This window comes from Spirosoma sp. 48-14 (assembly GCF_001898575.1).
GTDB lineage: Bacteria > Bacteroidota > Bacteroidia > Cytophagales > Spirosomataceae > Spirosoma.
Genome location: NZ_MKUD01000038.1, coordinates 1 through 26,489, shown reverse-complemented (window position 1 = coordinate 26,489; position 26,489 = coordinate 1). Strand labels below are relative to the sequence as shown.

Below are 26,489 nucleotides of genomic sequence, written 5' to 3'. Positions count from 1 at the left end.
AACGAACGTGTGATTGAGTGATTGAGCGTTGAGCCGACTTCATGTAGTAACAATGAATCTATTAACCCTTCTTAAACAATCTGGAACGAGTTGGCTAGTCTGTGGAGCGCTCGTTCACTCATTCACGCTTTCGCTCGTTGTATCAGCTCAGCAACCGGTTTATCGGGATATACCCTATACGCAGGATTATAGCATTAAGTACTATACGGCTGACACGACACTTCGGCTAAGCCATACCTGCACCGATCGAAATGGAGTGACTCAGATTCTATCGGCCACTGGGTTGTTACACCCATTGGGGGGGCAGTTTCAATATCCTGGCAAACTGGTAGCCGACCAAACGTACCGACCCGTTACCGATCGCAAACTGTCGGCGTTGGGCCTTTATAACCAGCAATTGATTTACCTGGACAATACGGTCCTGTTTAGCAATGCCTGGGCTGGGAAACTTTATATTGAGCATGGATTACCTGCCGCACGGCTGTTTTGTGTAGGTTCTTATGAGGGAGGCCAGGCGTTTTCAGGAGCGATTTCGGATGGCGTTCGTATCCGGTTCTGGCAAAATGGCTTGCGCGTATGGGAAGGCCCGTTACCACAGGATTCTGTAATCAGTCTTCAATATGAAGCTGCTCAGCAACGCTATTGGGTTTTGGGAAAGCGTTCACTGAGTCTGCTGGACCCGAAAGCAGGTCGACTCCAGATGGTCGTTCAGCAACCGGGGCTAACCTGTTTTACCGTTTCCCAAAATAAGCTGTACATCGGCACTCACGATGGGTATCAGGTACTGGATGCCCGTTCGTTTGCACCCATTGGTGGAATGCAGAAGCGGTTGCCCTGGCCAGACCTGACCGCCCTATCGGTAGTACATGGGCAGTTGTGGTTTGGTTCGACTAAGGGAGCATTCATGCTGCGTCAGGATGGTACGTTCAATTACTATTATGGAGAACGCTGGCTACCGGGCAATATCGTGACGGCAATTGAAGAAGGGGCCGGAGAAACCGTTTGCATACTGACCGACAAGGGCCTGGGCGAAATTCATTTCGAGTCAATGACCCTGGAACAGAAAGCCTTGCGTTATGAACAACAGGTTCGCCAACGGCACATCCGATACGGCTTTAATTGTGATGTGACTACGATCCGGAATGGCGATCTGTCGACGGCACAGGTGGGGCAACGGGATAGCGACAACCTCTGGACATCGATGTATCTGGTTAGCCAGTTGTTTCGCTATAAAGTGACCGGAAGTAAGGAGGCGTTGCAAAACTGTCTGGAATCGTTCGAGGCTATGGAACGGCTGTTCAGCATTACCGGAATGGATGGTTTTTTCGCGCGGGGCTTCGAACGGCGGGGGTATCATAAATTTGAGGCCAAAGCCTGGGATGGTGGACTGACCAACGGCTGGAATCATGCCAGTGACCCTCAGTGGGATTGGCGCGGTACCACGAGTAGCGATCAGACTGTAGGCCAGCTGTTTTGCCTTACGCTGATGGCCGAACTGATGGATGGTGACGTGAAAAAACGGGCCATTTCGCTGATGGATGGGTTAATGACCAACATCATCCGCAACAATTGGTATCTGATCGATGTGGATGGTAAACCTACGCTTTGGGGCAAATGGCATCCCGACTATGTCAATTCGTTTCCGATTTCGGTGGGCGATCGGAAAATCATGTCGTCCAATATCATCGCCTTTTTACAGGCCGCGTATCATTTTACCAGAAAGCCCATCTACAAGCAGAAAGCCTATGAACTGATGCAGCAATATGGCTACCTGGACAACCTGATGCGGCCTATGAGCGAGATTGGCAAAGCTCCTCAGGGAGCGGGCGACTGGGCAAAGATGCTTTCGGAAGAATGGAATCACTCCGACGATGAAATGTATTTTCTGGCGTACTGGTGCCTGTATCCCTATGCCTTTACACCCGAACTGAAAGAGAAATACCGGCAGGCCATCAACGATCATTGGCAGGCAGAGCGCCCCGAAAAAGATGGCCTCTGGAATCTATGTTATGCCATGACGGGTGCAAAAACCTTCGACCTGCCCGAAACCGTCTGGTATTTACAGGAATTTCCGCTCGATATGATCGAATGGCCCATGCTGAATAGCCACCGGAAAGACATTGATTTGATACCCGCCAATTTCCGGGGCCAGACTACAAAAGAGATACTACCTCCCGACGAACGGCCCGAGCTGAAGCACAATCGCAACCTGTTCAAACTGGATCGGCCGGGGAAAGTTGTTTCTGAGTTGAGTGCCGGTGATTCCTTCCTGCTGCCTTACTGGATGGGCCGATACCTGGGGGTAATCAGCGCACCAACCATCAAATGACACGTATTTAGGCATTGGTGGAACCAAGTCTATTGTTTTTAGGAAGATGTAAGTAAAATCCTTTATTTAGGGTGTTTATTTCCACTACCTATGCGTCTTCTTTCCTGCCTTCTTGCCGTTTTGCTGGCAACCAATTCATCGGCTTTTGCACAATCTTATCCAGCCATTTTTTCAACAAAGACTAATAGTCCTGTTTGTGAAGGGCAGGTATTCCAAATTAATGCTGTCTATTCTGTTCCACCTTCTGGAACAACGGTAAGTTTTCGTTGGGTAGGTCCTAATAATTTCACAAGCAATGCTTATGGAGGAATAACAGTTCCAGCCTCATCAACGGCAGCAGGGACCTATTCGGTAACGATGACATTCGCTGGAACGAATCAAGGTAGTGCAACTGCATCAACAACGGTTAGCCTTGGTGGGCCATCTAAACCTATGGCGTTAGTCAAGGATGGGCAATATAATTCGTTTAGTCGGGTAATCTGCGGCCCAACGAGTTTGTCGTTACTGGCTTATCCAGATGAGTTGTATAGTAATAACAGTGCCAGTTATCGGTGGACGGGCCCTGATAATTTTGTGAGCAATGAGCAGAATCCCGTTGTTACTCAGGGGGGAGCGGGTTTGTATATTCTGGAAGCAACTTACCCCAATAATTGTGGAGTTGGTAGGGATACTGTACAGATTTATAATGCTGCCGTTTCGATTGGATCGTATGCAGTTGGGTCTACACAGTACGCGAATACTTTTTGTCAGGGAACATCCGCAGAACTACGAGCATCGATCTCTGCCATGTCTGGAACAACAGCTTCTTATCAATGGAGGGGGCCAAATGGATTTATAAGTGGAGGGCAGAGTTTGACATTGACAGATGTGTCGAAAGCTATGGAAGGTACCTATAGCGTAACGGCTACATTTTCGGGGGGCTGTTCCGGGTCGGCCGTTTCTTCGTAGTATATAACCATTTCGGAGCCTCTTGTTTGGTTTGGTTCATTTCAACTCAACTCGGATGGTACGCGCTCATCAAGTCAAAGTATTTGTCAGGGTAGTACTTTCGTTGTGGATGCCCTCTATATGGGGCCGAATAGTAGTGAAGTAGCCTTTCATTGGAAAGGGCCGAATGGTTTTGTTAGTAACACGAAAAGTAATACGCTCACGAATGCTTCACCTACTATGAGTGGGAGCTACAGTGTAACAACTGTAACTCCCGACGGATGTCGAGGAGTAGGGGGCGGAAGCGTAACCATTGGCTCTCCAACGGTATCAATAACGAGCGGTACGTTAGAGTCCAATCCCTTGAATAATTATACCGTATTCTGCACGGGGAGCGCCTTTCGTGTAGGAGCCTCTACAAATGGCTTGTCGTCTACCTATCGATGGGCTGGTCCCAATGGCTTTACCAGTACAGCGCAAAGCTTTACCTTGACGAATGCCGACCCGGCCATGACCGGAACGTATAGTGTAACGACAACCTATTCAGGAGTGTGTGTTGGTTCTGCAACAGCGAGCATCCCAATTCAGGTCACTAAACCAATAGTCAGCTTTTTTAGCCAGACACCTGGAGGCACTACAATAGGAAATGACTACTGTCCTGGTATGTCATTCTATCTAATTCCGCTTTTATCTAATCCGCCTACCGGTTTTCCCTCTAATCGATCAATCATTACTTATCAGTGGAGCGGACCGAATGGCTTTACGAGTTCAGTTAAGCAACCCTCTATACCAACCGCGAGCACTCTTGCATCGGGAGTTTACAGTCTGACGGTTACTGTTACAGGAGAATGTAGTGGTAGTTCAATAGTAGCTCAGAAAATAACTGTTGGGAGACCTACGAGCTATGTTTCATCTGTGCCGCTAACAGGTATAAGAACGCTTAATGATACATATTGTCCAGGAGCGACTGTGTACATACAAGCCAATAATACCCCGAGCAATGCCATTGCTTCATACCGATGGAAAGGGCCCAATGGGTTTACTAGCTCAGCACAAAGCTTAACCCTGACGAATGTCAATTCGGCTATGGCGGGGGTATATAGCTTGACAACAACGTATGAGGGACAATGCTCTGGAACAAGGGTAGATTTTGCTAACGTCATTGTCAAATCAACGAAAATTCCTATTGGTGTTTTCAGGATAAATGGAAGTGGGGGCGGAACTCCTCCGTTGTGTCTGGGGAACTATTACGTGTTAAAACCGAACGCTGCGGCATATTATTCGAATGACGTATTGACCCAGAATGCTTACGAATGGACTTTGCCTGATGGGAAAACCTCTACGGCATCTACGGTAACTATTGCCAGTGCGAGTCTGGAAAACGCTGGGCGCTATATTTTAAAAACGACCTACGGAGGAGTTTGCGAAGTTGCTACTGTCCATGATACAGCCGATATTATACTTGGAATACCTACGCCGAAAGTTTGGGCCAGTAACAGGTTTATCAGTATTGGACGATCAACAACGCTATATGCCGAAAAATGCATCGGCTCGACTATACAATGGTCGGATGGGCAAACCGGAAGTTCGATTATTGTAAGCCCAACTCAAACGACAACGTATACTGCTGTTTGTGTGGGTTATGAAGGATGTCTCAGCCCTGCTTCCGATCTACTGACCATTCGGGTAAGTAATCAACCAGAAGCCGACCTAAGTTTACGATTGGCTGTAAACAACCGAGTACCTGCTCTGGAACAACCAGTTACTGTGACTTTATCTGTCAGCAACAATAGTGATCAGGACGCGCATAATGTGCGTATCGAGAGCCAGTTACCGAACATGCTGACCGTTGTGGATGCAGGCGATATGCAAATGACGGGAACGATGTTGAGGACAACCATTGGGTACATACCTGCTAACAGCTCTGTGAACGTAACTTGTAAAGTAGCCGCTCTTTCGGCTGGCACTGCGTGGCTATCGGCTCAAATCATGGCATCAGATAACCCGGACCCTGATTCTTATCCAGCCAGTGGTACCAACGATGGGCAGGACGATATGGGTTGGCTCGATATACGAACAATAATCTCCGGAGGAGTCATTAGTAGCTCGCCAGAACTCAACCCAGCTTATTTGCCAACCCCCCAAACAACGGATGGTAATCTACCGGGTGAACTGGTAGATTTAAGTTTGAATGCATTTGTCGATAACCCGACTCCAGCCTTAAACGAAATCGTTACAGTTACCCTTCAGATTAGCAACTATGCCAATCGACGCTTGCTGAGCCCAGAGGTTACCTGCCAGTTGCCGGTTGGACTTGCATTTGTTAGTGGTACGAATATGATCGCTATCGGGCAGCAGGTGATCCTAACAGGAGGGCAGTATTATCGAATGTGGCCCCAGTCGTTCAGTTTTCAGGCTCGGGTAACGGGAACAATCAGTGAACCGGTAAAAGCCCGTATCAGTTATTGTGATTGGGACGATGCAGACTCTGATCCTACAAATGGATTTGAGACTGGAGAAGACGATACGGTTCAGGTTAACCTACGGGTACGATAGCCTACCTCTGAAAGGCCAAACCAAATAAATCATTTACTTTAATAGTCATAATAGAATTCCGGGAAGTAGTATAGATAGAGGGAAATTGTCCTCCCTTTTTCTTGTTATTGATTCAATGAGTGGTACTATCAGTCTTCGGGAGCGGCTTAAAAATGGCCAGAATGTATATGGAACCTGTATTACTTCTACAGGCCCTATGTGGCCTAAAGCGGTAAAACAGATTGGTCTTGATTTTGTGTTTATTGATACTGAACACATTCCGCTGGACAGGTCGGAACTGGCCCGGCTTTGCCAGCAGTTTCGGTCGTATGACATTACCCCCATTGTTCGCATTCCCAGTCCCGACCCTTATCTGGCCTGTCAGGCTATTGATGGTGGGGCCATTGGCATTGTGGCTCCCTATCTCGAATCGGTCGAACAGGTACAGACGCTGGTGGGTGCTACCAAATACCGTCCGTTGAAAGGTGAAAAACTGGCGGCTTATCTGAATGGCACCGAAACCCTGTCGCCCGAAATGGCTGCCTATATCGACGGGTACAATACCGACCATATGTGTATTGCCAATATCGAAAGCGTACCGGCAATGAATCGACTTGACGAGATGCTGTCAGTGCCGGGTCTGGATGCGGTATTCATTGGACCACACGATTTATCGGTAAGTCTGGAATTGCCAGAACAGTACGACCACCCTGATTTTGAGGCCGCTGTACGAACCATTATTCACAAAACCCGTCAGAAAGGGCTGTCTATCGGTATTCATTTCTCGCTGGAGCCCGAACGGCAAATCCAATGGATGGCGGAAGGAGCCAATATCGTTGTGCATAGCTTCGACATCGCCCTGTTTAGCCAGCGCCTGCGGCACGATATGGCCGTTATTAAAGAAGCCGCTGGGGATCTGGCAGGTGGAACAGTGTCCGATTCCTTACATATATGACCGATATGATGGGCCTGAAACAAATCCATCTGCTTGGGTGGCTAATCATTTCCAGTATTGCTTACGGACAAGCCCCCGAATTATCGGCGGATTCGATTTCCTATTATCGGAAGGCGTTGTCCAGAAAGCCTGCAATTCGTGTATCTGCGCATCGAGGCAATACCGGGCTTGCTCCCGAAAATACGCTGGCATCGTTTCGCATTGCGTTACAACGGCAGGTTGACTACATTGAAATCGACGTCCGGACAACCAAAGATGGACAACTTGTTATTCTGCATGATGGCAACCTCAACCGGACAACCAATGGTACAGGCCCTGCCGCCGAACGAACATTAGCCGACCTGAAGGAATTATCGGCTGGTAAAGGGGCGGGCGAATCATTTCAGGCCGAACGAATTCCTACGCTAGCGGAAGTATGCCAATTGGTGTCGGACTGGAACGCCCATCATCGCTCTCAAACCAACCTCTATGTCGATTGCAAAGCGGTGGCTGCGGAGCCGTTGGTTGCGATGCTAACTCAGTACGGTTTGCTGAACGATGCCGTCTTCTACGGCTCCGATACCTTTTTGCAATCGCTTCACAAGGTGGCTCCGAAGGCGAAATGTATGCCCTCGCTCCGAAAAAGCGACGAGTTGACGGCCAAAATCGCAGCCTTGCACCCGTATGCGTTCGATGTAAACGCAACTGAATTGACAAAAGACCTGGTCGATCAACTGCATATGCAGGGGCTGCGGGTATTCGTAGACTTGCTGGATGAAGGTAATCGACCAGAATACTATCAGAAAGCAGCGCAACTGGGCGTCGACGTGATTCAAACCGACCATATTCTGAACGTCTATCGGACCCTAGCCCGCCGAGCGACGAAATAACCTAAAACAACCTGGCTTGAGCGTTATGAAACACCTACTCTGCACCGCTTTTCTTGTCGCCATAACGGCATCGGGATGGGCACAGGTACACAAAGAGTATACCCCAACGGCCTATCCTGATCGGCTCATTCTGGGTTGGCAGGGCAATGCGGCCACGTCGCAGTCAGTCAACTGGCGTACCGATTCAACCGTTACGAATGCGGTCGGAGCCATTGCCGAATCTGATCCATCGCCCGATTTTGTCTCTAAAGCAGCCGTGATACAGGCCACAACCGACCGAATCGTACTCGATGGCAAAACGGTTCTCTACCACTCCGTTCATTTCACAAACCTGAAACCAGCTACAAAATATACGTACCGGGTGGGTGATGGGGTACACTGGAGCGAATGGTTTCAGTTTAAAACGGCTCAGAATCAGGTCGCCCCGTTTTCGTTTTTGTACTTTGGTGATGCCCAGAACGACATACGGTCACTTTGGTCGCGGGCCATTCGCGGAGCATATTCAATGCTGCCTGCTGTGAGCCTAATGATCCACGCGGGCGATCTGATCACAACCTCCAATGCCGACTGGCAATGGGCCGAATGGTTTGAAGCGGGGGGGTGGATCAATGGTATGGTGCCCACGTTAGCTACACCGGGCAATCATGAATATTTTAAAGATGAACAGGGTAACTACCGTGTATCCAGGCACTGGCGCCCGTCGTTTGTGTTGCCGGAAAATGGCCCCAAAGGGCTGGAAGAAACGGCTTATTTTTTCGATTATCAGGGCGTACGGTTTGTTTCATTAAATTCACAGGCGGCTTTGCTGGATTCGACTGTGATGACCACACAGGCGAACTGGCTTGTTCAGGTGTTGAGTAGCAATCCGAATCGCTGGACGATTGTGACCCATCACCACCCAATCTATTCGACGAAACAGGGCCGCGATAATGACGATTGGCGGAAAAAGATGGAACCGATTTATAAAAAGTACGGTGTCGATCTGGTCCTTCAGGGGCACGATCATACCTACGGACGAGGGTTGAATATGCCGTTGGGAAAGAGCCGGAAACATCCCGATGGGCCAATCTATGTTGTTTCGGTCAGTGGACCAAAAATGTATGATATTGGCCTGCAAAACTGGATGGATCGGGCTGCTTCGAATACACAGCTATACCAGACCATTTCGGTCGATGGGGCTAAATTGTCCTATCAGTCGTATACGGTGACCGGGGAGAAATACGATTCGTTCGACTTATTGAAAGACAATAAAGGAAAGAATACTTTGGTCGATCAGGCGCCGGTGCTGTCGCCCGAACGGCTCGAATTGCCCGCCGAATACCAAAAGCGGTACACACCTGCACAAATGGACGAGTATCGGAATCGGTTTCAGGAATACAAAGCCCGCAAGCAGGCGAAAAAAGAGTAAAACTCAGTTAACCAACCTACTATGCATACAACTACCTCCCAGTCGACGGCTGATCCGGCTATTGCCCAGCCTGCACCCGTCAAACGATTACTTTCGCTCGATACCCTGCGTGGATTCGATATGTTCTGGATTATGGGCGGTGAGGATGTATTTCACATACTGGCCAAAACAACGGGCTGGGCTTGGGCTGTGGTAATTGCTGAGCAGTTGCATCACCCAAGCTGGAATGGGTTTACAGCTTACGACCTGATCTTCCCGCTGTTTTTGTTCATGGCTGGCGTATCGACTCCTTTTTCGATTGGCAGCCGTCTGGAAAAAGGAGCGGACAAATCGGAGGTTGCCCGGAAAATTATTACCCGAGGATTGGTTCTGGTTTTGCTGGGGGTGATTTACAACAATGGCCTGTTTGTCAAAGCGTTTCAGGATACGCGTTTTCCAAGTGTACTGGGTCGAATCGGGCTGGCGGGTATGTTTGGGCAGTTGATTTATCTGTACGCCAGTACGCGTTTCCAATACATCTGGTTTGTTGGATTGCTGCTAGGGTATTGGGTATTGATGATGCTGGTGCCTGTGCCGGGCTGCGGAGCGGGTATTCTGACAATGGAGTGCAACCTGGCCAGCTTCATCGACCGACAGATTGTGCCGGGGCACTTGTATAAAACAATTCATGATCCAGAAGGCGTCTTTTCAACAATACCAGCCATTGGTAATGCGCTGCTGGGGATTTTTGCCGGGACTTTCCTACGGTCGCACGGTCGAACGGGGGGGCAGAAAGCGCTTCGGTTGCTGGCTATAGGCGCAGGCTTTGTTGTGCTGGCCTGGCTCTGGAATTTCATTTTTCCCATCAATAAAAATCTGTGGACTAGTTCGTTCGTTTGCGTTACGGGTGGTTTCAGTCTGATGCTGCTGGCTATCTTTTACTGGATCATCGACGTGAAAGGCCTGAAAGGATGGACGTTTTTCTTTACGGTTATCGGTATGAACTCCATCCTGATTTATCTGGCGGGTGAGTTTATCAGCTTCGATTATGCCGCCCGGTTCTTCTTTGATGGTTTGCTGAAACTGTCGTCATCCGAAGTAGTTCAGAAAGTGGGTATTGCCATCGGCGTGCTCGCGGTCAAATGGGCATTTCTGTATTTCATGTACAAGAAAAAGACATTCCTGCGGGTATAATAGGTTATATACCGGTTTTGTCTGGTAATAAAAAATAGTGGCAATTTTCTCTTTTAGGTTACTAATCAGCAAATTGTTATTATTTTGCCAGACGATGAAACGAGATGATTCTCTCTGGAAGGCAATTTTAGAAGATGTATTTGATGATTTTTTACGCTTCTTCTATCCGAAGGCAGAAGAACTGTTTCTTCTGAATAGAGGGTTTGACTACCTGGATAAGGAATTAGAACAGTTGTTTCCTCCCGAACAGGATAGCTATCAACCCCGGTATGTTGACAAGCTGGTAAAAGTATATACTCGTCAACACGACCAAGTTCAGGAACAGTGGATTTTAATCCATATAGAAGTACAGGGCTACAAAGATCCTAATTTCGCGGAACGAATGTTCCAGTATTATTGCCTTATTTACAGATGGTCATAGAGGGTATCAGCCTGCCTATTATGAACAGGATTGTTTAGGAACCCAGCTTCGCTATCAGTACAATGTCTATAAACTACTGGATCAAAGCGATGCTGCTTTATCGGGCAGTGCAAACCCTTTTGCCAAAGTATTATTAATCGGTAAGGCTGCTTTACTGGGCAAAAAGATGACTGAAGCGCAATTGCTGACCGTTAAAATAAATATTGCTAAGGAATTGTTAGCGAGCCAATTGTCTAAAGATAAGGTTCGTAGTTTGATGAACTTCCTTCGGTATTATGTACGTTTGGAAAACCAGGAGGCAGTCGATAAGTTTGAGCGGGCTGTTGAAGCTATAACACAACAAAATACCACAATGGGAATTGAGCAATTTTTGCTGGAACGTGCTAAAAAAGAGGGGATAGAGCAAGGAATAGAACAGGGGATGAGAGAAAAGAACCTGGCTTTTACCCAAATGCTTCTTCAGGAAACCTCGTTTACGGTAGAACAGATTGCCCGATTGGTTGGCGTACCGGTATCGTTTGTCGAAGAGGTCAAAAAGAAGAGCGTATAAGTTTAGGCTTTTTAGAGCCCACACTACTTCCGCAGTAGCCAAAGCTCGGTTACCTGCGAACCGCGTTCTCCTTCGCCACATGTCCATATAAAGGTCACGTTTCCATCGGCCAGTGCCGCCTTTGGAACGTCGAATTCATAGATTGGTTGCTCGCCCGTCTGGATAAAATCATGAATTAACGACCCGTCGTCGGTGGTAAGTTTCATCCGCGAGCGGAACCGACCTGTGTAGGCAATACGAAGCCGATACGAAGCCTTCGGGTCCAGATCAGCATAGGCAATTTTTAAGGGTTGATCATATAGCGTTTTCGCCTGTTTCATCCAGACGCGTGGCGTAATCTGGCCTTTGAAGCCCGTTGCTTTAATCTCATCGACCCACTCAACGCCTACCAGGCCAACGCCAAAACCGGTTCGTGGCGACCGCAGACTACCAGGATCGACGTCCCAGCGTTCGTCCGAAACGACCCGATGCCAGCTTTCCGGAGCACCCATATGATCGTAAAAGCCGCCGGGTCCTGGATCGGTCCGGTGAAGCATCGCCCTGAGTTTGGCTAAACGGGTGGCTTCATCGCTTATTTTTTCCAGTTTCTCCAGTTGCGACAGGAGCCAGGGCGAGTCGTTCAGTGGAATATCGATGTTGTCCAGGAAATTCCCTCGCCCCGACATGGCGCCATGCCGTTCGATGGTCAACTGAGCGCCGATACTTTTGAACAAAGAGTCTCCCAGTGCAAAACAGATCTGGCGATATTGAGGCAAAATGGGCTCTTTCCAGGCTTTTGCAAGAATGGTCTTTGTCTGGGCAATCGCCACCAGCGATCCCTCAGAGCCGATCGTTGTCAGCCTGTCGCGGGCCTGTTGCTCCAGATTAGTTTCGTACAGGAGTCGATGGCGCGTGTAGGCGTCATAATAGGCCCGGATGAGACCCATCTGAAACCGGGCGTTTTGACGCACCGATTGGGGAGCTGAGCTTTCCAGTGCCTGCCATTGCATCAACGTTCGCTCTACCGACTCATTGGTGAGTAAACTACCCCGCCAGTTTTGTTCCAGAGCGACCAGGCCCTGCGCTACGGATTCAGTATAGTCGGGGCCGATAAACAGACGGGCATAATCGCGGAGCGTTTCGATGACGGGCGCTTCAGGGTTCCAGTCCTGATCACTCCAGACGAATTTATTTACATCGTCGTTGGTGCCTTCCGAATAACTGATGCTGCCCATACCATACTCATCCAGCGCATTATGAATGGTCTTCTCATCGTGTGGGCGTGGGTTAATGCTCTCACGGCCCAACGTCATGGCCCAGGCCAGATCCCAGTGCGGTACAGGATACTGGCTACTGTAATTGTGCGTAATATCGGGGTAATGCCGAATTGGGATAGTGGGATTCAGTCGATTCCGGATTTCCTGAACGGGCATCTTGACCCAGGGGCCAAAAACGACCCCACCAAACCAGTTATAGCCGTGATTTACCTGTTTGAAGAACGCGTCGAACCATTGCTGAGTGGGCCGGAAGACCTGGGGTGATACCCAGATTTTAGCGTTCGGATGATACGTATGCAGTACCTGCGCTTCTTTTTCGAGCCAGGCAAAGAGCACATCAGGCTCCAGTTCACCCGGATCGCCACCCGGCACAAACACGGCATCGAGTTTGGGTACAGTTGCAAAGATTTCCCGTCGCTCGGCCAGTTCTTTTTTTATAGAATCAGGATGCGTATAATTCTGCCCCATATTCGGATACCACATCCAGACATCCAGCCCGTACTCGGCACAAATCCGCGATTGCTCCCGAATCATCTGGATCGCCGGTAACTTCATATGCCGACTGGTGAAATCGTCATCCGTGCGGGGCGGCATTATTTCGATGCTATTGGCTCCAAATAAGGCGAGTTCACGGATATACTGATCGAACTGCGCTACCGAAAAGGCATCATAGGCATTGGTTTTAGGGCGATACCCTAACTGATGCCCACGAATAGGGTATCGTGGACTGGTGGACAGGGTAATCGGTTCTGGTAAATCCACCTTTCCCGGACGCATAGTCAGCTTCCGCAACAGTTTCCCGACCCCGTAGAGCAACCCACGGGCGTCATGCCCTACGATGAGTACAGTGTTGGCCGATTCGACCGTCACTAGCGTAAAGCCTTCCTGTTGTGTGACTGGCATATTGCGTACCAGCGTCTGGAGGGGTTTGGGGAGTTTGTCCAGGTTGTTTTCCAGCGCAATTCCAATCAGGGGTTGAGCCGTAGCTGGGGTCGGAAAGCGGTCGGTTACGGGTAATTGAATACCTGATCGTTTCCTGATTTCCTGCTGAAGAACCTCAACCGTTCGGCGGAGGACTTTCTGATCCGTAACGGTATTGACAATTCGGGCTTTCGACAGATCGATTGGAGACGCCAGAGCCGTGGCCAGTACCAAACAAAAGCAAACGGAGGAAACGATTCGTTTGAGCATAGGAAGGGTAGGGTATATACCGACGCGCCGGTTGCTACAGCTTAATGAAAATCCGGCGTTGGTACAGGACGTAGGCTGGAATGAAATTGACACCGATGAAAAACAGGGCATAGAGTAAACTGGCCAGCTCCGGTTGAATACCTATACTGATTAACCCATTGACTACATGTTCGTTCAGTGAATAACTGCCGAATTTCATTCGGTAAAAAACCAGGGCAAAGATGTCGGCCAGTACGTACACCGTAATCGCATTGGCTCCGAAAATGATACCGGGTCGTGTGCCTTGCGTATAGCCCAGTACATCGACCAGGAAATAAACGGCTCCCAATAGCAACGCTGCAAAACCCGACGTCACCAGCACGAACGAACTCGTCCACAGGTTTTCGTTGACCGGGAAGGTTAAGCCCCAGAAATACCCGGCTGCTGCTGCGAATAGCCCCGCTGTCATCAAATAGGCCACTTTTTCGGTGGGGGAGATGGCCATGAGCATTACCCGGCCAGCCAGCATACCCGTTAGGGTGGTCACAATAGAGGGAAACGTGCTGAGGATACCTTCCGGGTCCCAGGTGCCCTGCCACATCCGGCCCGGAAGGTATTGTCGATCCAGCCAGGCCGCCAGATTCTGGCCCGGCTCCAACACAACATGGCCCACGTCAGGAGTTGGGATAAGGGTCATGGCCAGCCAGTAAGCGACCAGCGTAAGGACCCCAATCCAGACCTGTTGTTTCCAGGTAGTGTTCAGAAATAACGTTGTGCAAACCAGAAAGACGATGGCAATGCGGTGGAGAGTACCGGTCCAGCGTACATTCGAAAAGTCGAAATCGGGTAATAAATTCAGAAACATGCCCACGGCGAAAATCTTCAGCGAGCGAACGACAACTTTCCGGTAAAGTGTGCCTTTGGGGCTTCCCTCGGTCACGTGCCGGGTATACGCCAGTGTGATGGATACTCCCACAATAAACAGAAACGTGGGCGCAATTAAGTCGGTGAACGACAGTCCATTCCATCGGGTATGACGTAGCGTGAAATACACGAACTCCTCGGTGCCTGGAAAATTGGCAACAATCATGGCCGCAATGGTAAACCCACGTAAGGCATCCAGTGAAACGAGTCGATTTGGTGTCATCAGGTGGTCATTGTTGTCATTAAATAGTCATGAATTGGATATTCTGTAGTTGATATAAGCTTAGATTAGCAACGAGAAAATAAAATTCCTGAAGCCTAAGCTGAACGAATTGGCTGACTGATAGCGATTAATGTCTGCTTCACGACCATCAGCAACAATCAAATGGCCGTTTTATTAAAAAAGCCCCGTTCTTACAATGGTATCTTTATTACTGATTGACGTACTATAAAGGCTACTAAACCGGAAAATTTATGCGGAAGAGTTTCTACGCTACCCTCATTTGCCTATTTTTTGTAGGCCTAAATAGCTGCCAGCGCGTTAAATCCGATGGTGGGGAGTATGGCAAACAACTCGCTGTTTCCTGGGAGCTTGTCAGTAATTTCACCGACGTCAAGGATGGGTTTCTGGCTCGTTTTACGCTGACGAACAACAGTGATAACGACTTGACAGATGCCAACTGGGCTTTATTTTTCAACATGTCGCCCCGACCGATTCTGCCATCCAGGTCACCGCAGCCAGGGACCGTTCAGCATATCAACGGCGACTGGTATAAACTGGTGCCTACCAAAGGATTTAGCCTGAAGCCCGGTGCATCGGCCGAAATCCGGTATGAAGGTACCGAAGCGGTCACCAAAGTAACCGATGCACCAGTAGGACTCTATGTAGTTTTTTACGATAAGGAGGGCAAAGAAGAGTCGATCATACAGGTTGCCAATTATACCATTAAGCCGTTTACCCGTAAAGAGCAAGTACTACGTGGGCCAAACGATTTGTATCCTCCGGCTGGTCCGGCCATAACCTATCAGAACAACCTGGGGCTATCGGTGTTGCCAGCCGAAAAATTGCAGCCAATCATTCCATCTCCCGTCAAACTGACTACATCCCCAGGCACCTTAGCGTTCAATGCGTCATTGGCGATTTATGCGGATAAAGGTCTGGAAAACGAAGCTAGCTTATTAAGTAAACAGATAAAGGCATTAGTAGGTAAGGATGTTGCCGTAAGTAGCCAGTCTCCAGCTAATAAAGGCATCTTCCTGAAAATCGCACCCGTTCAGGTGAATGGCATAGCCAAAGAAGCCTACCAGTTGCGCATCGACGAAAAAGGAATTTCGATAACCGGAAGCGACGCTGCGGGTGTATTCTATGGAACGCAAAGTTTACTGGCGCTGCTACCGAATGAGGCTTACCAAAATCCTTCGGCCGATATTCCCTTAAAATACATGCAGATCGACGATGCCCCACGGTTTGCATTCCGGGGTATGCATCTGGATGTCAGCCGAAACTTCCAGACCAAAGAGACGATCCTTCGGATACTGGATTTGCTGGCCTTTTACAAAATCAACCACTTCTTATTCTATACGACCGAAGACGAGGGCTGGCGACTTGAAATTGATGGCTTACCCGAACTAACGCAGGTGGGCGCCCAGCGAGAGCATACGTCCGGGAAAGAAGCACCTGCACTGCACCCGGCTTATGGATCGGGACCCAAAGCATACGACAAGGATAAATATGGGAGTGGCTATTATACCAAAGCCGACTTTATCGAAATTCTGAAGTATGCCCATCAACGTCATATCAAGGTAATTCCCGAAGTGAATTTGCCCGGTCATGCGCGAGCGGCCATTAAAGCGATGGAAGCCCGCTACCAGCGATTCATGAAAGAAGGGAAAGAGAAAGAAGCAAATGAGTACCGCTTAATTGACCCCGACGATAAATCGGTCTATCTGTCGGCGCAGGGCTATACAGATAACGTGGTGAGTGTTGGGCGGGAGTCGACGTACCATTTTTACGAAAAAGTGGTGGAGGAAATCACGAAGATGTACAAAGAAGCTGGTCTGCCGATGGATGTGATGCACGCAGGGGGCGACGAAGTACCCGAAGGTGTCTGGACCAGGTCGCCGATGGCCGCTAAGCTACTGAGCGAGAACCCGACCATCAAAGACCCGAAGAATTTACAGGCGTATTTCTTTCGTAAACTTCGCGAGCGACTGGCTAAACGGAAGCTGGAAGTACATGGTTGGGAAGAAGTTGTGCTCACCAAATCGGCCAGTGGGAAGCTGGAGGTGAACCCTGAATTTGTGGGGAAAGGCGTGGTGCCCTACGTATGGAATAACCTGTTCGATCTGGATTTGGGCAATCGGCTGGCCAATGCTGGTTATCCGGTCGTGTTGTGTAATGTATCGAACTTCTACTTCGATATGTCGTACAACAACGATCCCCTGGAGCCCGGACTATATTGGGCCGGGTATGTCGATACGAAAGCTAACTGGGCCTTTGCTCCCTATGATATGTTTAAGACCACCTATAAAACATCGATGGGTAAGCCGCTCAATTTCGCAGGACTTGAACGGATGAAACCCGAAGCCCGAAAGAATATTCGGGGTATAGAATCTCAGCTTTGGAGCGAAACCGTGAAAGGCCGCGATATGGCCGAATACGATATACTGCCTAAATTGCTTGGATTTGCTGAAAGCGCCTGGGCTCCCGAGCGTATTTGGGAAACCATTGATAATCAACAGGCTCGCGAGCGGTCAATGGATGCGGGCTGGGCCATTTTTGCTAACACGCTGGCTCAGCGAGAGCTTCCCCGACTGGCCCGGTTGAATGGTGGCTATACCTATCGGGTGCCGCCACCGGGTGCATTGATCGAAAAGGGTATGCTGAAAGCGAATGTTGAGCTGCCGGGTTTAACGATTCGGTACACAACGGATGGTTCTGAACCTACAACACAATCGCCAGTGTATACGGGTCCGGTTGCCATTACAGGGGCCGCAAAAGTAAAAAGCTTCGATGTAACAGGGCGCTCCAGCCGATCGATAATGGTTAGCAATAAATAGATGATGCGATAAAATAGAACTCAGCTTAGCAGGATGATTAGAGATAGTATTGGTCATCGTAATAGCCTGGGTTCCCTACTAATCTGAACTAACAAAAATATTATTTACTATGACTATCGGGGTTGATTTAGGAGGGACGAACGTACGGGCGGGGCTAGTTGATGACGGTACAATTATCCGGCAACATAGCAAAGCCCTACAGCAAAAAGAATCCCTTTCGGCTACATTATCCCAACTGATTGAACTTATACGCCCATTGGTCAACCCCGCCGTTACCAGCATTGGCATCGGAGTTCCATCCGTCGTTGACATTGAGCAGGGTATCGTGTACGACGTCGCCAATATCCCATCGTGGAAGGAGGTAGCCCTGCGGGATATTCTTGAAAAAGAGTTCGATATGCCGGTATTTGTCAATAACGATGTGAACTGTTTTATTCTGGGCGAGCATCAGTTCGGACTGGCACAGGGGTATCGTTCAGCGGTGGGTATGGCGATCGGAACGGGGCTGGGTTCGGGAGTTATTATCGATAATCAGCTCTATACGGGCAGTAACTGTGGAGCGGGCGAGATTGGCTTGCTACCGTATCTGGATAAGAACATCGAGTCGTATGCGGCCGGTGACTTTTTCGAGTCTATTCATGGCACGACGGCGTTGGAGGCCAATCAGGAGGCCTTACTGGGTGGACAAAACGCCCTTAAGCTCTGGGGCGATTTTGGCACGCATTTCGGCAATGCTGTGAAAGTGATTCTGTACACCTTTGATCCAGAAGTAATTGTTCTGGGCGGTTCTATTGCCAAAGCGTATCCATTTTTCAAAACGACAATGCTGGAAAGCATGGCCAATTTTGCGTACCCCGTTACCCTCCGACGGCTCAAGATGTTTCAGTCGCAGAATGAAAATATTGCGCTGTTAGGAGCCGCTGCGCTGGTCCGGCAGTTGGTTTGATTGAGCAAATACGCCTTCAGATCATACAGTTTCGAATAGGTTGGCATACTACCTGAAAAAGACACGATGAAACGCAATACCCTGTTGGTGATCCTGGTGCTGGTCATCTTTTTCGTCATTTCCTTCCTTACCAACATTCTCGGGCCAATCATACCGGATCTGGTCGATAGTTTTCAGCTAAGTATTGGGTTGGCCGGGTTTCTGCCCTTTGCATTTTTTGTTGCCTATGGGGTGTCGATACCAGCGGGTATACTGGTTGAAACATACCGCGAAAAAACAATGTTGATCGGGGCGTTTCTGCTGGCGTTTCTGGGGTCGTTGCTGTTTGCGCTGGTTCCACAATTTTCGGTAGCACTGGGTTCGCTGTTTGCCATTGGTGTAGGCATGGCGGTGCTTCAGGTGGCCATCAATCCGCTGCTTCGCGTGGCTGGTGGCGAAGAGCATTTTGCGTTCAACTCGGTAATGGCGCAACTATTTTCGGGGGCGGCTTCCTTCCTGAGCCCGTTGTTGTACAGCTATTTCGTACAGACTATTCATAAGGGGGGGGATGGTTCGTTCTGGATTCAATGGCTTGATAAACTGGTACCGACGGGTGTGGAATGGGTATCGCTTTACTGGGTATTTGCCCTGACCACACTGCTCATGATTGGGGTTGTGGCACTAGTTAGGTTCCCGAAAGTGGAGCTGAAAGCCGATGAAAAAGTAGAAGTGGGAGGAACCCTCACGGCCTTGCTTCGGAACCGAACAGTACTGTTATACTTCGCCGGAATTTTTGCCTATGTGGGCACCGAGCAGGGTATTTCCAATTGGATTTCCAAATTCCTTCAATTGTATCATGGCGTTGATCCGGCAACCGCAGGGGCGCAGACTGTTGCTTATTTCTGGGGCCTGATGACGATTGGTTGTGTGCTGGGGCTGATTTTACTCAAAGTGGCCGACAGTCGGAATGTGTTGCGGTTATTTACGCTGGGGGCCATCCTTTCGTTATTGATTGGCCTGTTTGGCCCCAAAGAGTGGGCATTGATTGCTTTGCCGGGAACGGGCTTCTTTGCGTCGGTCATGTGGTCCATTATTTTTTCACTGGCGCTTAATTCCGTACCGGAGCATCATGGCACTTTTTCTGGTATCTTGTGTACAGGAATTGTGGGGGGCGCCCTGGTACCACTCATCATCGGTGGATTGGCCGAATGGGTGGGCCTACGCCTGGCCATGTTGGTTATGCTACTCACCCTGGGTTACATTTTTAGTATCGGTATCTGGGCAAAACCTCTGATCAATAATGCAACCATAAAGCGAAAGAGCGAAAGAGTGAAAGAGTGAAATGCTGTCGTAGGCCATTTTTCACTCTTTCATTCTTTCGCTCTTTCACTCTTTACCCATGCACAAGATCATTCTACTTATCGACTTTGCAGAGGATTACAGCCGAAGCCTGTTGAAAGGTGTATCGAAATATGCCCGGGAGCACGGCCCCTGGGTGTTTTGCCAGATGCCCCTGTTTCATCGCGAAACCCTGGGGGTAGATGGGATTCTGAACTGGGCAAAGGAGTGGGGAGCCGATGGCATCATTGGCCAGCTCTATAACGAAAGTAGCGTAGAAAAGATCGTTCAGGCGGGCATCCCGGTTATTGCGCAGGATTTTAAAGAGCGATTCACTGAAATTCCGAACATTACGGGTGCCCATCGGGCAACGGGCGCCATGGCTGCTGATTATTTCCTCCGCAAAGGGTTTCGGAATTTTGCGTACTATGGGTTTAAGCACATTGTCTGGTCACGCGAACGGGCCGAGGGATTCGATGAGCGAGTGTCGCGGGCGGGTTGTTCGGTGCAGTATTTTGAGCATGAAGAGTATAGCTCAAGCGACCTGTGGTATTATAAACCCAGTTCGCTGAGCAAGTGGCTGAAATCACTTCCGAAGCCCATCGCCATCTTGTGCTGCGATGATCGGATGGGGCAGCATATCACAGAAACCTGTCGGCATTCGCGTATTCGTATTCCCGAAGAGGTGGCCGTACTGGGCGTCGATAATGATGAAATGCTTTGCGAACTATCCGATCCGCCCCTGTCAAGCATTATGCAGGATGCCGAGAAAGGCGGGTATGATGCGGCTCATTTACTCGATAAACTGATTCGGAAAGAGATCACCACTTTTTACGACATCATCGTAGAGCCTACGCAGATCATTACGCGCCAGTCGACGGATATTTACTCGACTGCTGATGAATACATTGCGTTGTCGCTCAAATACATTCACCAGAATATCGACAAAAACTTACAGGTCGATGAGGTGGTGAAGCAGGTGCCCTTATCCCGGCGATCGCTGGAGATGCGCTTTCTTCAGGTCGTAGGCTACCCAATTTACAAATACATCCAGAATCTGCGTATCGAGAAATTCTCGAAAAAGTTACTGGAAACCGATCAGGCTGTTTTTGAAATAGCCATGGATCTGGGGCTTAACGACTCGAAGAATATTGCCCGTCAATTCAAGCAGGTCAAAGGCGTTACCCCGCTCGAATATCGCCATAAATACCTGGCAGGTAAATAATATGAAAAATCATTACTGGCTCTTTTGCCTGGTTTTGTTCGTTGGTTACCGGCTTCCCGAACAGGTAACGCCACCGGTTGACGGTCCACTATTCCCGGCTAAACTAGTTCAGTTTACGCCCTATACCAATAACCCCTTATTCAGTGGTACGGGGCAGGATACCTGGGACAAAAACATTCGCGAACGGGGATATATACTGCGTGAAGGGTCGACCTACCACCTGTGGTATACTGGTTATCGGGATGGTAAAAACCAGACGAAGTATTTAGGGTATGCAACCTCGACCGATGGATTCCACTGGACGCGTTATGCCGATAATCCAATCCATACGGATACCTGGGTAGAAGATATGTCGGTCGTTAAATCGGGGGATACCTATTACATGTTTGCCGAGGGGAAGGACGATGTGGCCCATTTGCTGACCTCGACCGACCGGATTCAGTGGCAGGAGCGTGGCCCACTTGATATTCGTTACACAACTGGCAAACCATTGAGCAAAGGCCCGTTTGGAACGCCTGCCATCTGGAAAGAGGGGAATACCTGGTATCTGTTTTACGAGCGAAACGATGAAGCTGTCTGGCTGGCAACCTCAAAAGATCTGGCGGTATGGACAAATGTGCAGGATGAGCCCGTACTAACGAAGGGGCCCGAATCCTACGATCAATACGCTGTGGCCATGAACCAGATTATCAAGTACAAAGGCCGATATTATGGTTATTACCATGCATCGGCTTATAAAGACTGGCACGAATGGTCGATAAATGTAGCCGTCTCAACCGATCTGATTCACTGGACAAAATACCCGCACAATCCGATCATCGGCAACAACTGTTCCAGCGGTATCCTGGTCCCTGATGGTGGAGCGTATCGGCTCTACACCATGCATCCTGATATGAAGGTTTTTTTGCCGAAAAAGTGATCAACGATGAGTCGACGTATTGTCACAAGCTTGTACGATGGTCTTAAATAAGGTGTTGGATACGTGGTTACCATAACCATCTCCCTGGATTTAGGGCCTTGGTTATGGTAACCACGTATCCAACATCTTTTGACGGCATTCTGGGCTATTGTTTTTTCAAGTCACTGAATTTGCCATACACAGATAGTGTATACTTCCCAACACCACTAGTGCCAATACCGGGCGTGACTACCAGTTTGTGCGTCCCTTTATTCACCTTCTCAATCAGATAGAGGTAGTTGTTGGCAGCCGTAACATAGTCCAACCGTGTTCCCTTTGAATCGAAGAGGTCCATATTACCGACAATATCCGGTGAACGCAGTGAGACATCAATGACCGAATTGTCTTCCGTCACATTCAGCGTGTAGGTGATCGATCCATTTTTGCCAACATAGCTGTCTGATTGGACAGCCGAGTCGAACAGGGTCTGTTTTAGATTTTGCACCTTCCCGAAAATTTCCAGGGTATACTTGCCTGTTGCGTCGCGAGTACCAGTTCCAACATAGATTCCGTATGTGCCCTTATTGAGCTTCGTCAGCATGGTGCGCGGTATACCGGCAGGTTGCGTCCCCGACGTATAGGCAACCTCAGCGCCAGCAGAGTTACTTAAATACAGCCACAAACTGGTGTTCGCTGAGACCACATTAATATCAACGGGAGCGTTATCTTCGGTTACCTCAAAAGTGTAATAATGATTTCGGGGCGAAAACGGAGGGCGATTGCTGATTCCTCCACCCCCACCTTCTGAACCAAAACTAACATCAGTCGACTGGACACGGCTAGATGGGCGCAGCGTAAAACCAGATGAAAGGCCGCTGCCTACCAGCCGGAAGGCCCCAACATCGTACCGTTGGCTGGTGTATACCATGACGCTATAGGTGCCAGCATTGACGATCTTGTCCAGTATCACCGTGCGGCCCGTGCCCCGGTCAAGGATGCGGGTGCCTTGTGGGTCATAGAGACTGACTCCAACATTAATATCGGAGGAGGTAAGCGTCAGTGAAACCGGCTGATTGTTCGAGGCTACATCAAATGAATAGAACTTATTGCGAGGAGTGTAGTCAGGGCCGCCACTGGTGCCGTCGGTAGTTGTCCAGCTTCCATTGATAACTCGGGTGGCTGGTGCAGTAGCTGTGATGGACACATCCTGGTACACAGCAGGCCATACCCCATCCGCGAGGGTCAGGCTTAAAACATAAGCGCCCGCAACGTCGGCAGTAAATCCGGCAGTGGCTGACTGCGCGTTGGTCAGTACGGCGGTGCTATTCGTCGGTTTCGTCTTAATAGCCCAAGCGTAAGCTAGCTTATCTCCATCAGGATCGATGGATTTGCTGGCATCGATAGTCGTTTGTTGCCCTGTTTCTACGGTCATGGAGGTTATTACGCTGATGACAGGTGGTTTTCCAGGAGTAGATACGTTAGGGCTGGGAGGTGGGTCGGCGCTTTTTGTGCAGCTTACTGAGGTAATACCTGGCAGAGCCAGCCATACCAGGAGTAGTACTGGCTTTTGAATCAGCCGGAAATGATTGACGGCTACGGACTTGATGGTGCTAATAAGGTTCATTGTAGTAGAGATGATTAGAAAAGAATCGGCAAGGGTAACCTGGGCCACAGATAGCACAGTGGTTTGGCTGGGGGACGAAGCCGCTGACTTTCAGGATGGATTTCGCTTATCGAGACGTTATCTTAAGGTACTTGATTGGCCAGGAAGGAACAGGAATTGAGGTGTAAATCGCTGAATACTCCCGGCTAGACCGCCGTCAGGCAACCGATGATGGTAAAAGCAACTGATTTCACTGGAATGAAGAATATGATTCAATTGCTTATCTGGATAGAAAATAGCCTATTCCAAGGCCAAAAGCTCTGTTTTTAACAGTAGGCTCGTTTACGGATATCGTTGGATTGGTATTGGACAGCCCGAAGCTGTAGAACACATTCAGCGTCAGGCCTGAAGGTAGGTCGTACCAGGCAGAAGCCCGAAGCCCGAAGTCGATTGGAGTAAAGGTGTCCGTTTGAGAATTACCTATTGTGGCATTCTCAGGTCCGACCTTTCCACTCAATGCATATCCAGAATACAGCCCACCACCAAGCAACAACTGTCCACTCGAAGTCGGAATTTTAAATAATAGATCAATCGGCACCTCAATGTAGTTGACGCTGAAGTTAATGCTAGCATTCGTATTGGGGTTTACCAGTTTGGTCCCTTTACTTGAATACAGTAGTTGGGGACGAAATCTTCCACTTTTGCCGATAGGCTTATCGACCATTATACCTGCCTGAAAACCAATAAAATTACTGGTAGAATAATAGTTAGGGTTAAAGGAAAATGATGCACTCTGAATACCGCCCCTGAATCCAAAACGCACACCCTGTGGTATGTCCGTCTGCCGTGCCTGCGAAACAGGGGAGGGGGCGTTTTGTTTGTAGGGCGCCGTTGTGGGCACTGGCGCTGGCTGAACGACCGTCGGTACGGGCTGTGTAGGTGTAGGTGCTGGCTGAGCTACTTTTGTAAACTGTTCTATTTCACCGTTAGTCCCATACTTTAGATAATTAAAATTGGTTTTCTGTACTCTAAAAATAGGGCCTTTGGGGTTGTTGAATCGCTTATAAACAATTTCTTTATCCGTTATTTCGATGACCAGCACTTCCAGTTGTGTGCCATCCCGCTGAACGAGTAAATCAGGCTTAGGCGTAGGGGCTAGCTTTGGGGGTGTAGGGCGTGTACGGGACTGCGCATGAACTGTTGTTAAGAAGGCAGTCAGCAAACAGGTTAACAAAAGGGGGAATATGTGCTTATGCATGATCGTATTTGAGTCGTCAAGTGGATGATATATATTTTTAGAGGTTCTGTAGACAGAACGATTTGTCTTCCTTCCAGGCCGGGTGTTACTTTTTTGTGAAAACTTTCGTAACGTCTGCTTTATAATTCATAGTTGCAGACTGGCTGAAGGCGGTATAGGTGAGCGTCAGATTGCCACCCGATAAGCTACCTGCTAGGTTCAGCAGATAAACTTGGGCCTGGCTGTTATCAGGAAATATCTGCGGTACACCAGTGGCAATACTTTTGTTATCAGCCTGAAAACCTGAACCACTAACTGTAGCGGTTGCGCTTCCATAAGGCATGAAATCGATTAACGTCAAGGTTTTTCCTGATTTACTGATTGTAAGTTTAAGACCGCTGCCGGTCTGACCATTGGTCATACTTTCGGCCCAGGTTCCCACATATTGGTCGAGTGGATCAGGTTCGTTCTTACTACAGGATGAGAGCAGCAGGATGAATGTGAATAGCACTAGCAGCGTGCGGATTGAAGTTGTGTGGAGTGTTTTCATTATTCGTAAATTGAAAATAAGAAGGTGTGAGCTTGAAAAATGGAAACCTATTTAACACCGGCCCATGCATTCATTTCACATGAGCCGGTAGCGCGGATGGTCTAGTTCGTTGCCATCGCATATCGATTATAAACGCTGCCCCGATTCTTCACTCGGACAATAAATGTACCTGTATAGCGGGGAGTCCAGCGAGCAATGCAGGTGTCAGAATTGTCATCATCTTTGGCAACCAGGTAGCCGTTGCTGTCGTAGATGTATAGATCCAGATCGGTATCGCCGTCGCCCTGTACTGCTACGGCGGCAGGCTCCATGCCATAGAAAGCAATTCTATACACATCTACCGAACCTGAATATACCCGTGAGGAAGCAGTCTGAACACCGCCAACAGCCCCGCGAGAAAGGGTTGGTTGTACCTTGCTGGCAAGAGCAAGCAGATGGGCATCCCCTTTTGCCATTTTCCTGGCATCGACCAGTAGTTTAGCCGGGTCGGTGGGGTTGGGCTTTTCAGTTTTGGTAGCGGTCGACGTTGTGGATGCAGGACTGGCTTTCGCATCAGCCGATATTGGTTTTATACCTAGTTTGTACATCATATCGGCGGCTGTAACCAGGCAGAGTGCGCAGTTATTCGCGTAGCCGTAACGGGCCAGATTAACGGCACTGGCGTAATCCTCTACTTTCTGGGTCTTCGGTGTAGATGGGGTTGACTCCTTGCTGTCGTTTTCCCGCTTGGTGTCGGGTTCATTTTGGGCAAATAATGGGCTAGTAAAAGCAGTAAACAATAGAGCGAAAATGGCTTGTTTTTTCATGGTATTTGGCAAATTATTTGGTTGTTACAAAAGGTTATTCCGAAGAGGAAGAGAAAAGTAACAGCCTGCCTGGATTTTTTTTGCCTTGTTTTTTTACGCTTTTCTCCATCAAAAACTAAAAGGGACTGCACTGCTGTACAATCCCTTTTAAAAGCTATAATGTAACAATACAGCAGACGAATTCAGGGCTTCACCAGGGCCTGCGCTTTAGTCAATACCAACTGAGCCAGGTCGGGTAACTTGTTTTTGGTTCCTGTTACGACAAACTCGCCCACTGACTCCGAGGCTCGGAATACCTTACATGTCACCGTCACATTCTCACCCTTCAGG

Annotated in this window: 20 protein-coding genes; 14 read left to right on the top strand and 6 right to left on the bottom strand. The window is 48.9% G+C overall.

The features are described 5' to 3' along the window. Positions 1–52: 52 nt before the first annotated feature. The 9 genes from BGO59_RS19515 (at position 53) to BGO59_RS19475 (ending at position 11,167) form a co-directional block, all read left to right on the top strand. The gene (locus BGO59_RS19515) at positions 53–2,329 is read left to right on the top strand and encodes a hypothetical protein (RefSeq protein ID WP_293685858.1); all 2,277 of its coding nucleotides are present in this window, start codon (positions 53–55) and stop codon (positions 2,327–2,329) included. 432 nt (positions 2,330–2,761) lie between these two features. Further along, positions 2,762–3,277 carry a hypothetical protein gene (locus tag BGO59_RS19510; protein WP_293685856.1) on the top strand — a complete coding sequence of 172 codons (516 nt, stop codon included), beginning with the start codon at positions 2,762–2,764 and terminating at the stop codon, positions 3,275–3,277. 105 nt (positions 3,278–3,382) lie between these two features. Then, positions 3,383–5,812, top strand: a complete 2,430-nt coding sequence (locus BGO59_RS19505; RefSeq protein ID WP_293685854.1) for a hypothetical protein — start codon at positions 3,383–3,385, stop codon at positions 5,810–5,812. Positions 5,813–5,927: 115 nt separating this feature from the next. Continuing rightward, positions 5,928–6,746 carry an aldolase/citrate lyase family protein gene (locus BGO59_RS19500; RefSeq protein ID WP_293685853.1) on the top strand — a complete coding sequence of 273 codons (819 nt, stop codon included), beginning with the start codon at positions 5,928–5,930 and terminating at the stop codon, positions 6,744–6,746. Positions 6,747–6,751: 5 nt separating this feature from the next. Next, positions 6,752–7,615 (top strand): glycerophosphodiester phosphodiesterase family protein, encoded by an 864-nt coding sequence (locus BGO59_RS19495; protein WP_293685851.1) that lies wholly within the window; start codon positions 6,752–6,754, stop codon positions 7,613–7,615. A 25-nt stretch (positions 7,616–7,640) separates the two neighbouring features. Next, complete coding sequence (locus BGO59_RS19490; RefSeq protein ID WP_293685849.1) at positions 7,641–9,023, top strand: metallophosphoesterase family protein; 1,383 nt, start codon at positions 7,641–7,643, stop codon at positions 9,021–9,023. A 21-nt stretch (positions 9,024–9,044) separates the two neighbouring features. Continuing rightward, positions 9,045–10,196, top strand: a complete 1,152-nt coding sequence (locus BGO59_RS19485; protein ID WP_293685847.1) for a DUF5009 domain-containing protein — start codon at positions 9,045–9,047, stop codon at positions 10,194–10,196. Positions 10,197–10,290: 94 nt separating this feature from the next. After that, positions 10,291–10,617, top strand: coding sequence for a hypothetical protein (locus tag BGO59_RS19480; protein WP_293685845.1), 327 nt, complete (start codon positions 10,291–10,293; stop codon positions 10,615–10,617). A 166-nt stretch (positions 10,618–10,783) separates the two neighbouring features. After that, positions 10,784–11,167, top strand: coding sequence for a hypothetical protein (locus BGO59_RS19475; RefSeq protein ID WP_293685844.1), 384 nt, complete (start codon positions 10,784–10,786; stop codon positions 11,165–11,167). A gap of 23 nt (positions 11,168–11,190) precedes the next feature. Here BGO59_RS19475 and BGO59_RS19470 read toward each other — a convergent pair whose 3' ends face one another. Together BGO59_RS19470 and BGO59_RS19465 are read right to left on the bottom strand one after the other, a co-directional pair. Next, a complete protein-coding gene (locus BGO59_RS19470; RefSeq protein ID WP_293685842.1) occupies positions 11,191–13,614 on the bottom strand; it encodes a hypothetical protein in 2,424 nt (807 codons plus the stop codon). A 34-nt stretch (positions 13,615–13,648) separates the two neighbouring features. Beyond that, positions 13,649–14,740: a heparan-alpha-glucosaminide N-acetyltransferase domain-containing protein gene (locus BGO59_RS19465; RefSeq protein ID WP_293685840.1), complete on the bottom strand. Its 1,092-nt coding sequence runs from the start codon at positions 14,738–14,740 to the stop codon at positions 13,649–13,651. A gap of 251 nt (positions 14,741–14,991) precedes the next feature. Between BGO59_RS19465 and BGO59_RS19460 the strand changes: the two genes are divergently transcribed. The 5 genes from BGO59_RS19460 (at position 14,992) to BGO59_RS19440 (ending at position 21,984) form a co-directional block, all read left to right on the top strand. Continuing rightward, entirely contained in the window at positions 14,992–17,577 is a 2,586-nt protein-coding gene (locus BGO59_RS19460) for a family 20 glycosylhydrolase (protein WP_293685838.1), read from the top strand. 109 nt (positions 17,578–17,686) lie between these two features. Continuing rightward, positions 17,687–18,523 carry an ROK family protein gene (locus BGO59_RS19455; RefSeq protein WP_293685836.1) on the top strand — a complete coding sequence of 279 codons (837 nt, stop codon included), beginning with the start codon at positions 17,687–17,689 and terminating at the stop codon, positions 18,521–18,523. Positions 18,524–18,589: 66 nt separating this feature from the next. Continuing rightward, the gene (locus tag BGO59_RS19450) at positions 18,590–19,843 is read left to right on the top strand and encodes a sugar MFS transporter (protein ID WP_293685834.1); all 1,254 of its coding nucleotides are present in this window, start codon (positions 18,590–18,592) and stop codon (positions 19,841–19,843) included. Between the two features lie 58 nt (positions 19,844–19,901). Beyond that, a complete protein-coding gene (locus BGO59_RS19445) occupies positions 19,902–21,065 on the top strand; it encodes a DNA-binding transcriptional regulator (RefSeq protein WP_293685832.1) in 1,164 nt (387 codons plus the stop codon). A gap of 1 nt (position 21,066) precedes the next feature. Beyond that, a complete protein-coding gene (locus BGO59_RS19440) occupies positions 21,067–21,984 on the top strand; it encodes a glycosylase (RefSeq protein WP_293685830.1) in 918 nt (305 codons plus the stop codon). 145 nt (positions 21,985–22,129) lie between these two features. Here the strand turns inward: BGO59_RS19440 and BGO59_RS19435 are convergent, their stop codons facing one another. The 4 genes from BGO59_RS19435 to BGO59_RS19420 form a co-directional block, all read right to left on the bottom strand. Then, a complete protein-coding gene (locus tag BGO59_RS19435; protein ID WP_293685828.1) occupies positions 22,130–23,587 on the bottom strand; it encodes a hypothetical protein in 1,458 nt (485 codons plus the stop codon). 259 nt (positions 23,588–23,846) lie between these two features. Then, positions 23,847–24,824, bottom strand: coding sequence for an outer membrane beta-barrel protein (locus BGO59_RS19430; protein WP_293685826.1), 978 nt, complete (start codon positions 24,822–24,824; stop codon positions 23,847–23,849). A gap of 85 nt (positions 24,825–24,909) precedes the next feature. Beyond that, on the bottom strand, positions 24,910–25,353 hold the full coding sequence (locus BGO59_RS19425; protein ID WP_293685824.1) for a hypothetical protein: 444 nt from the start codon (positions 25,351–25,353) through the stop codon (positions 24,910–24,912). Positions 25,354–25,454: 101 nt separating this feature from the next. Then, the gene (locus BGO59_RS19420) at positions 25,455–26,159 is read right to left on the bottom strand and encodes a hypothetical protein (protein WP_293685822.1); all 705 of its coding nucleotides are present in this window, start codon (positions 26,157–26,159) and stop codon (positions 25,455–25,457) included. Positions 26,160–26,489: the final 330 nt, after the last annotated feature.

Excerpts from the sequence above, each read along its gene's own strand:
- BGO59_RS19515 (WP_293685858.1), top strand. The coding sequence starts at position 53 with ATGAATCTATTAACCCTTCTTAAACAATCTGGAACGAGTTGGCTAGTC.
- BGO59_RS19510 (WP_293685856.1), top strand. The coding sequence starts at position 2,762 with ATGGCGTTAGTCAAGGATGGGCAATATAATTCGTTTAGTCGGGTAATC.
- BGO59_RS19500 (WP_293685853.1), top strand. The coding sequence starts at position 5,928 with ATGAGTGGTACTATCAGTCTTCGGGAGCGGCTTAAAAATGGCCAGAAT.
- BGO59_RS19495 (WP_293685851.1), top strand. The coding sequence starts at position 6,752 with ATGATGGGCCTGAAACAAATCCATCTGCTTGGGTGGCTAATCATTTCC.
- BGO59_RS19490 (WP_293685849.1), top strand. The coding sequence starts at position 7,641 with ATGAAACACCTACTCTGCACCGCTTTTCTTGTCGCCATAACGGCATCG.
- BGO59_RS19485 (WP_293685847.1), top strand. The coding sequence starts at position 9,045 with ATGCATACAACTACCTCCCAGTCGACGGCTGATCCGGCTATTGCCCAG.
- BGO59_RS19480 (WP_293685845.1), top strand. The coding sequence starts at position 10,291 with ATGAAACGAGATGATTCTCTCTGGAAGGCAATTTTAGAAGATGTATTT.
- BGO59_RS19475 (WP_293685844.1), top strand. The coding sequence starts at position 10,784 with ATGACTGAAGCGCAATTGCTGACCGTTAAAATAAATATTGCTAAGGAA.
- BGO59_RS19470 (WP_293685842.1), bottom strand. The coding sequence starts at position 13,614 with ATGCTCAAACGAATCGTTTCCTCCGTTTGCTTTTGTTTGGTACTGGCC.
- BGO59_RS19465 (WP_293685840.1), bottom strand. The coding sequence starts at position 14,740 with ATGACACCAAATCGACTCGTTTCACTGGATGCCTTACGTGGGTTTACC.
- BGO59_RS19460 (WP_293685838.1), top strand. The coding sequence starts at position 14,992 with ATGCGGAAGAGTTTCTACGCTACCCTCATTTGCCTATTTTTTGTAGGC.
- BGO59_RS19455 (WP_293685836.1), top strand. The coding sequence starts at position 17,687 with ATGACTATCGGGGTTGATTTAGGAGGGACGAACGTACGGGCGGGGCTA.
- BGO59_RS19450 (WP_293685834.1), top strand. The coding sequence starts at position 18,590 with ATGAAACGCAATACCCTGTTGGTGATCCTGGTGCTGGTCATCTTTTTC.
- BGO59_RS19445 (WP_293685832.1), top strand. The coding sequence starts at position 19,902 with ATGCACAAGATCATTCTACTTATCGACTTTGCAGAGGATTACAGCCGA.
- BGO59_RS19440 (WP_293685830.1), top strand. The coding sequence starts at position 21,067 with ATGAAAAATCATTACTGGCTCTTTTGCCTGGTTTTGTTCGTTGGTTAC.
- BGO59_RS19435 (WP_293685828.1), bottom strand. The coding sequence starts at position 23,587 with ATGAACCTTATTAGCACCATCAAGTCCGTAGCCGTCAATCATTTCCGG.
- BGO59_RS19430 (WP_293685826.1), bottom strand. The coding sequence starts at position 24,824 with ATGCATAAGCACATATTCCCCCTTTTGTTAACCTGTTTGCTGACTGCC.
- BGO59_RS19425 (WP_293685824.1), bottom strand. The coding sequence starts at position 25,353 with ATGAAAACACTCCACACAACTTCAATCCGCACGCTGCTAGTGCTATTC.
- BGO59_RS19420 (WP_293685822.1), bottom strand. The coding sequence starts at position 26,159 with ATGAAAAAACAAGCCATTTTCGCTCTATTGTTTACTGCTTTTACTAGC.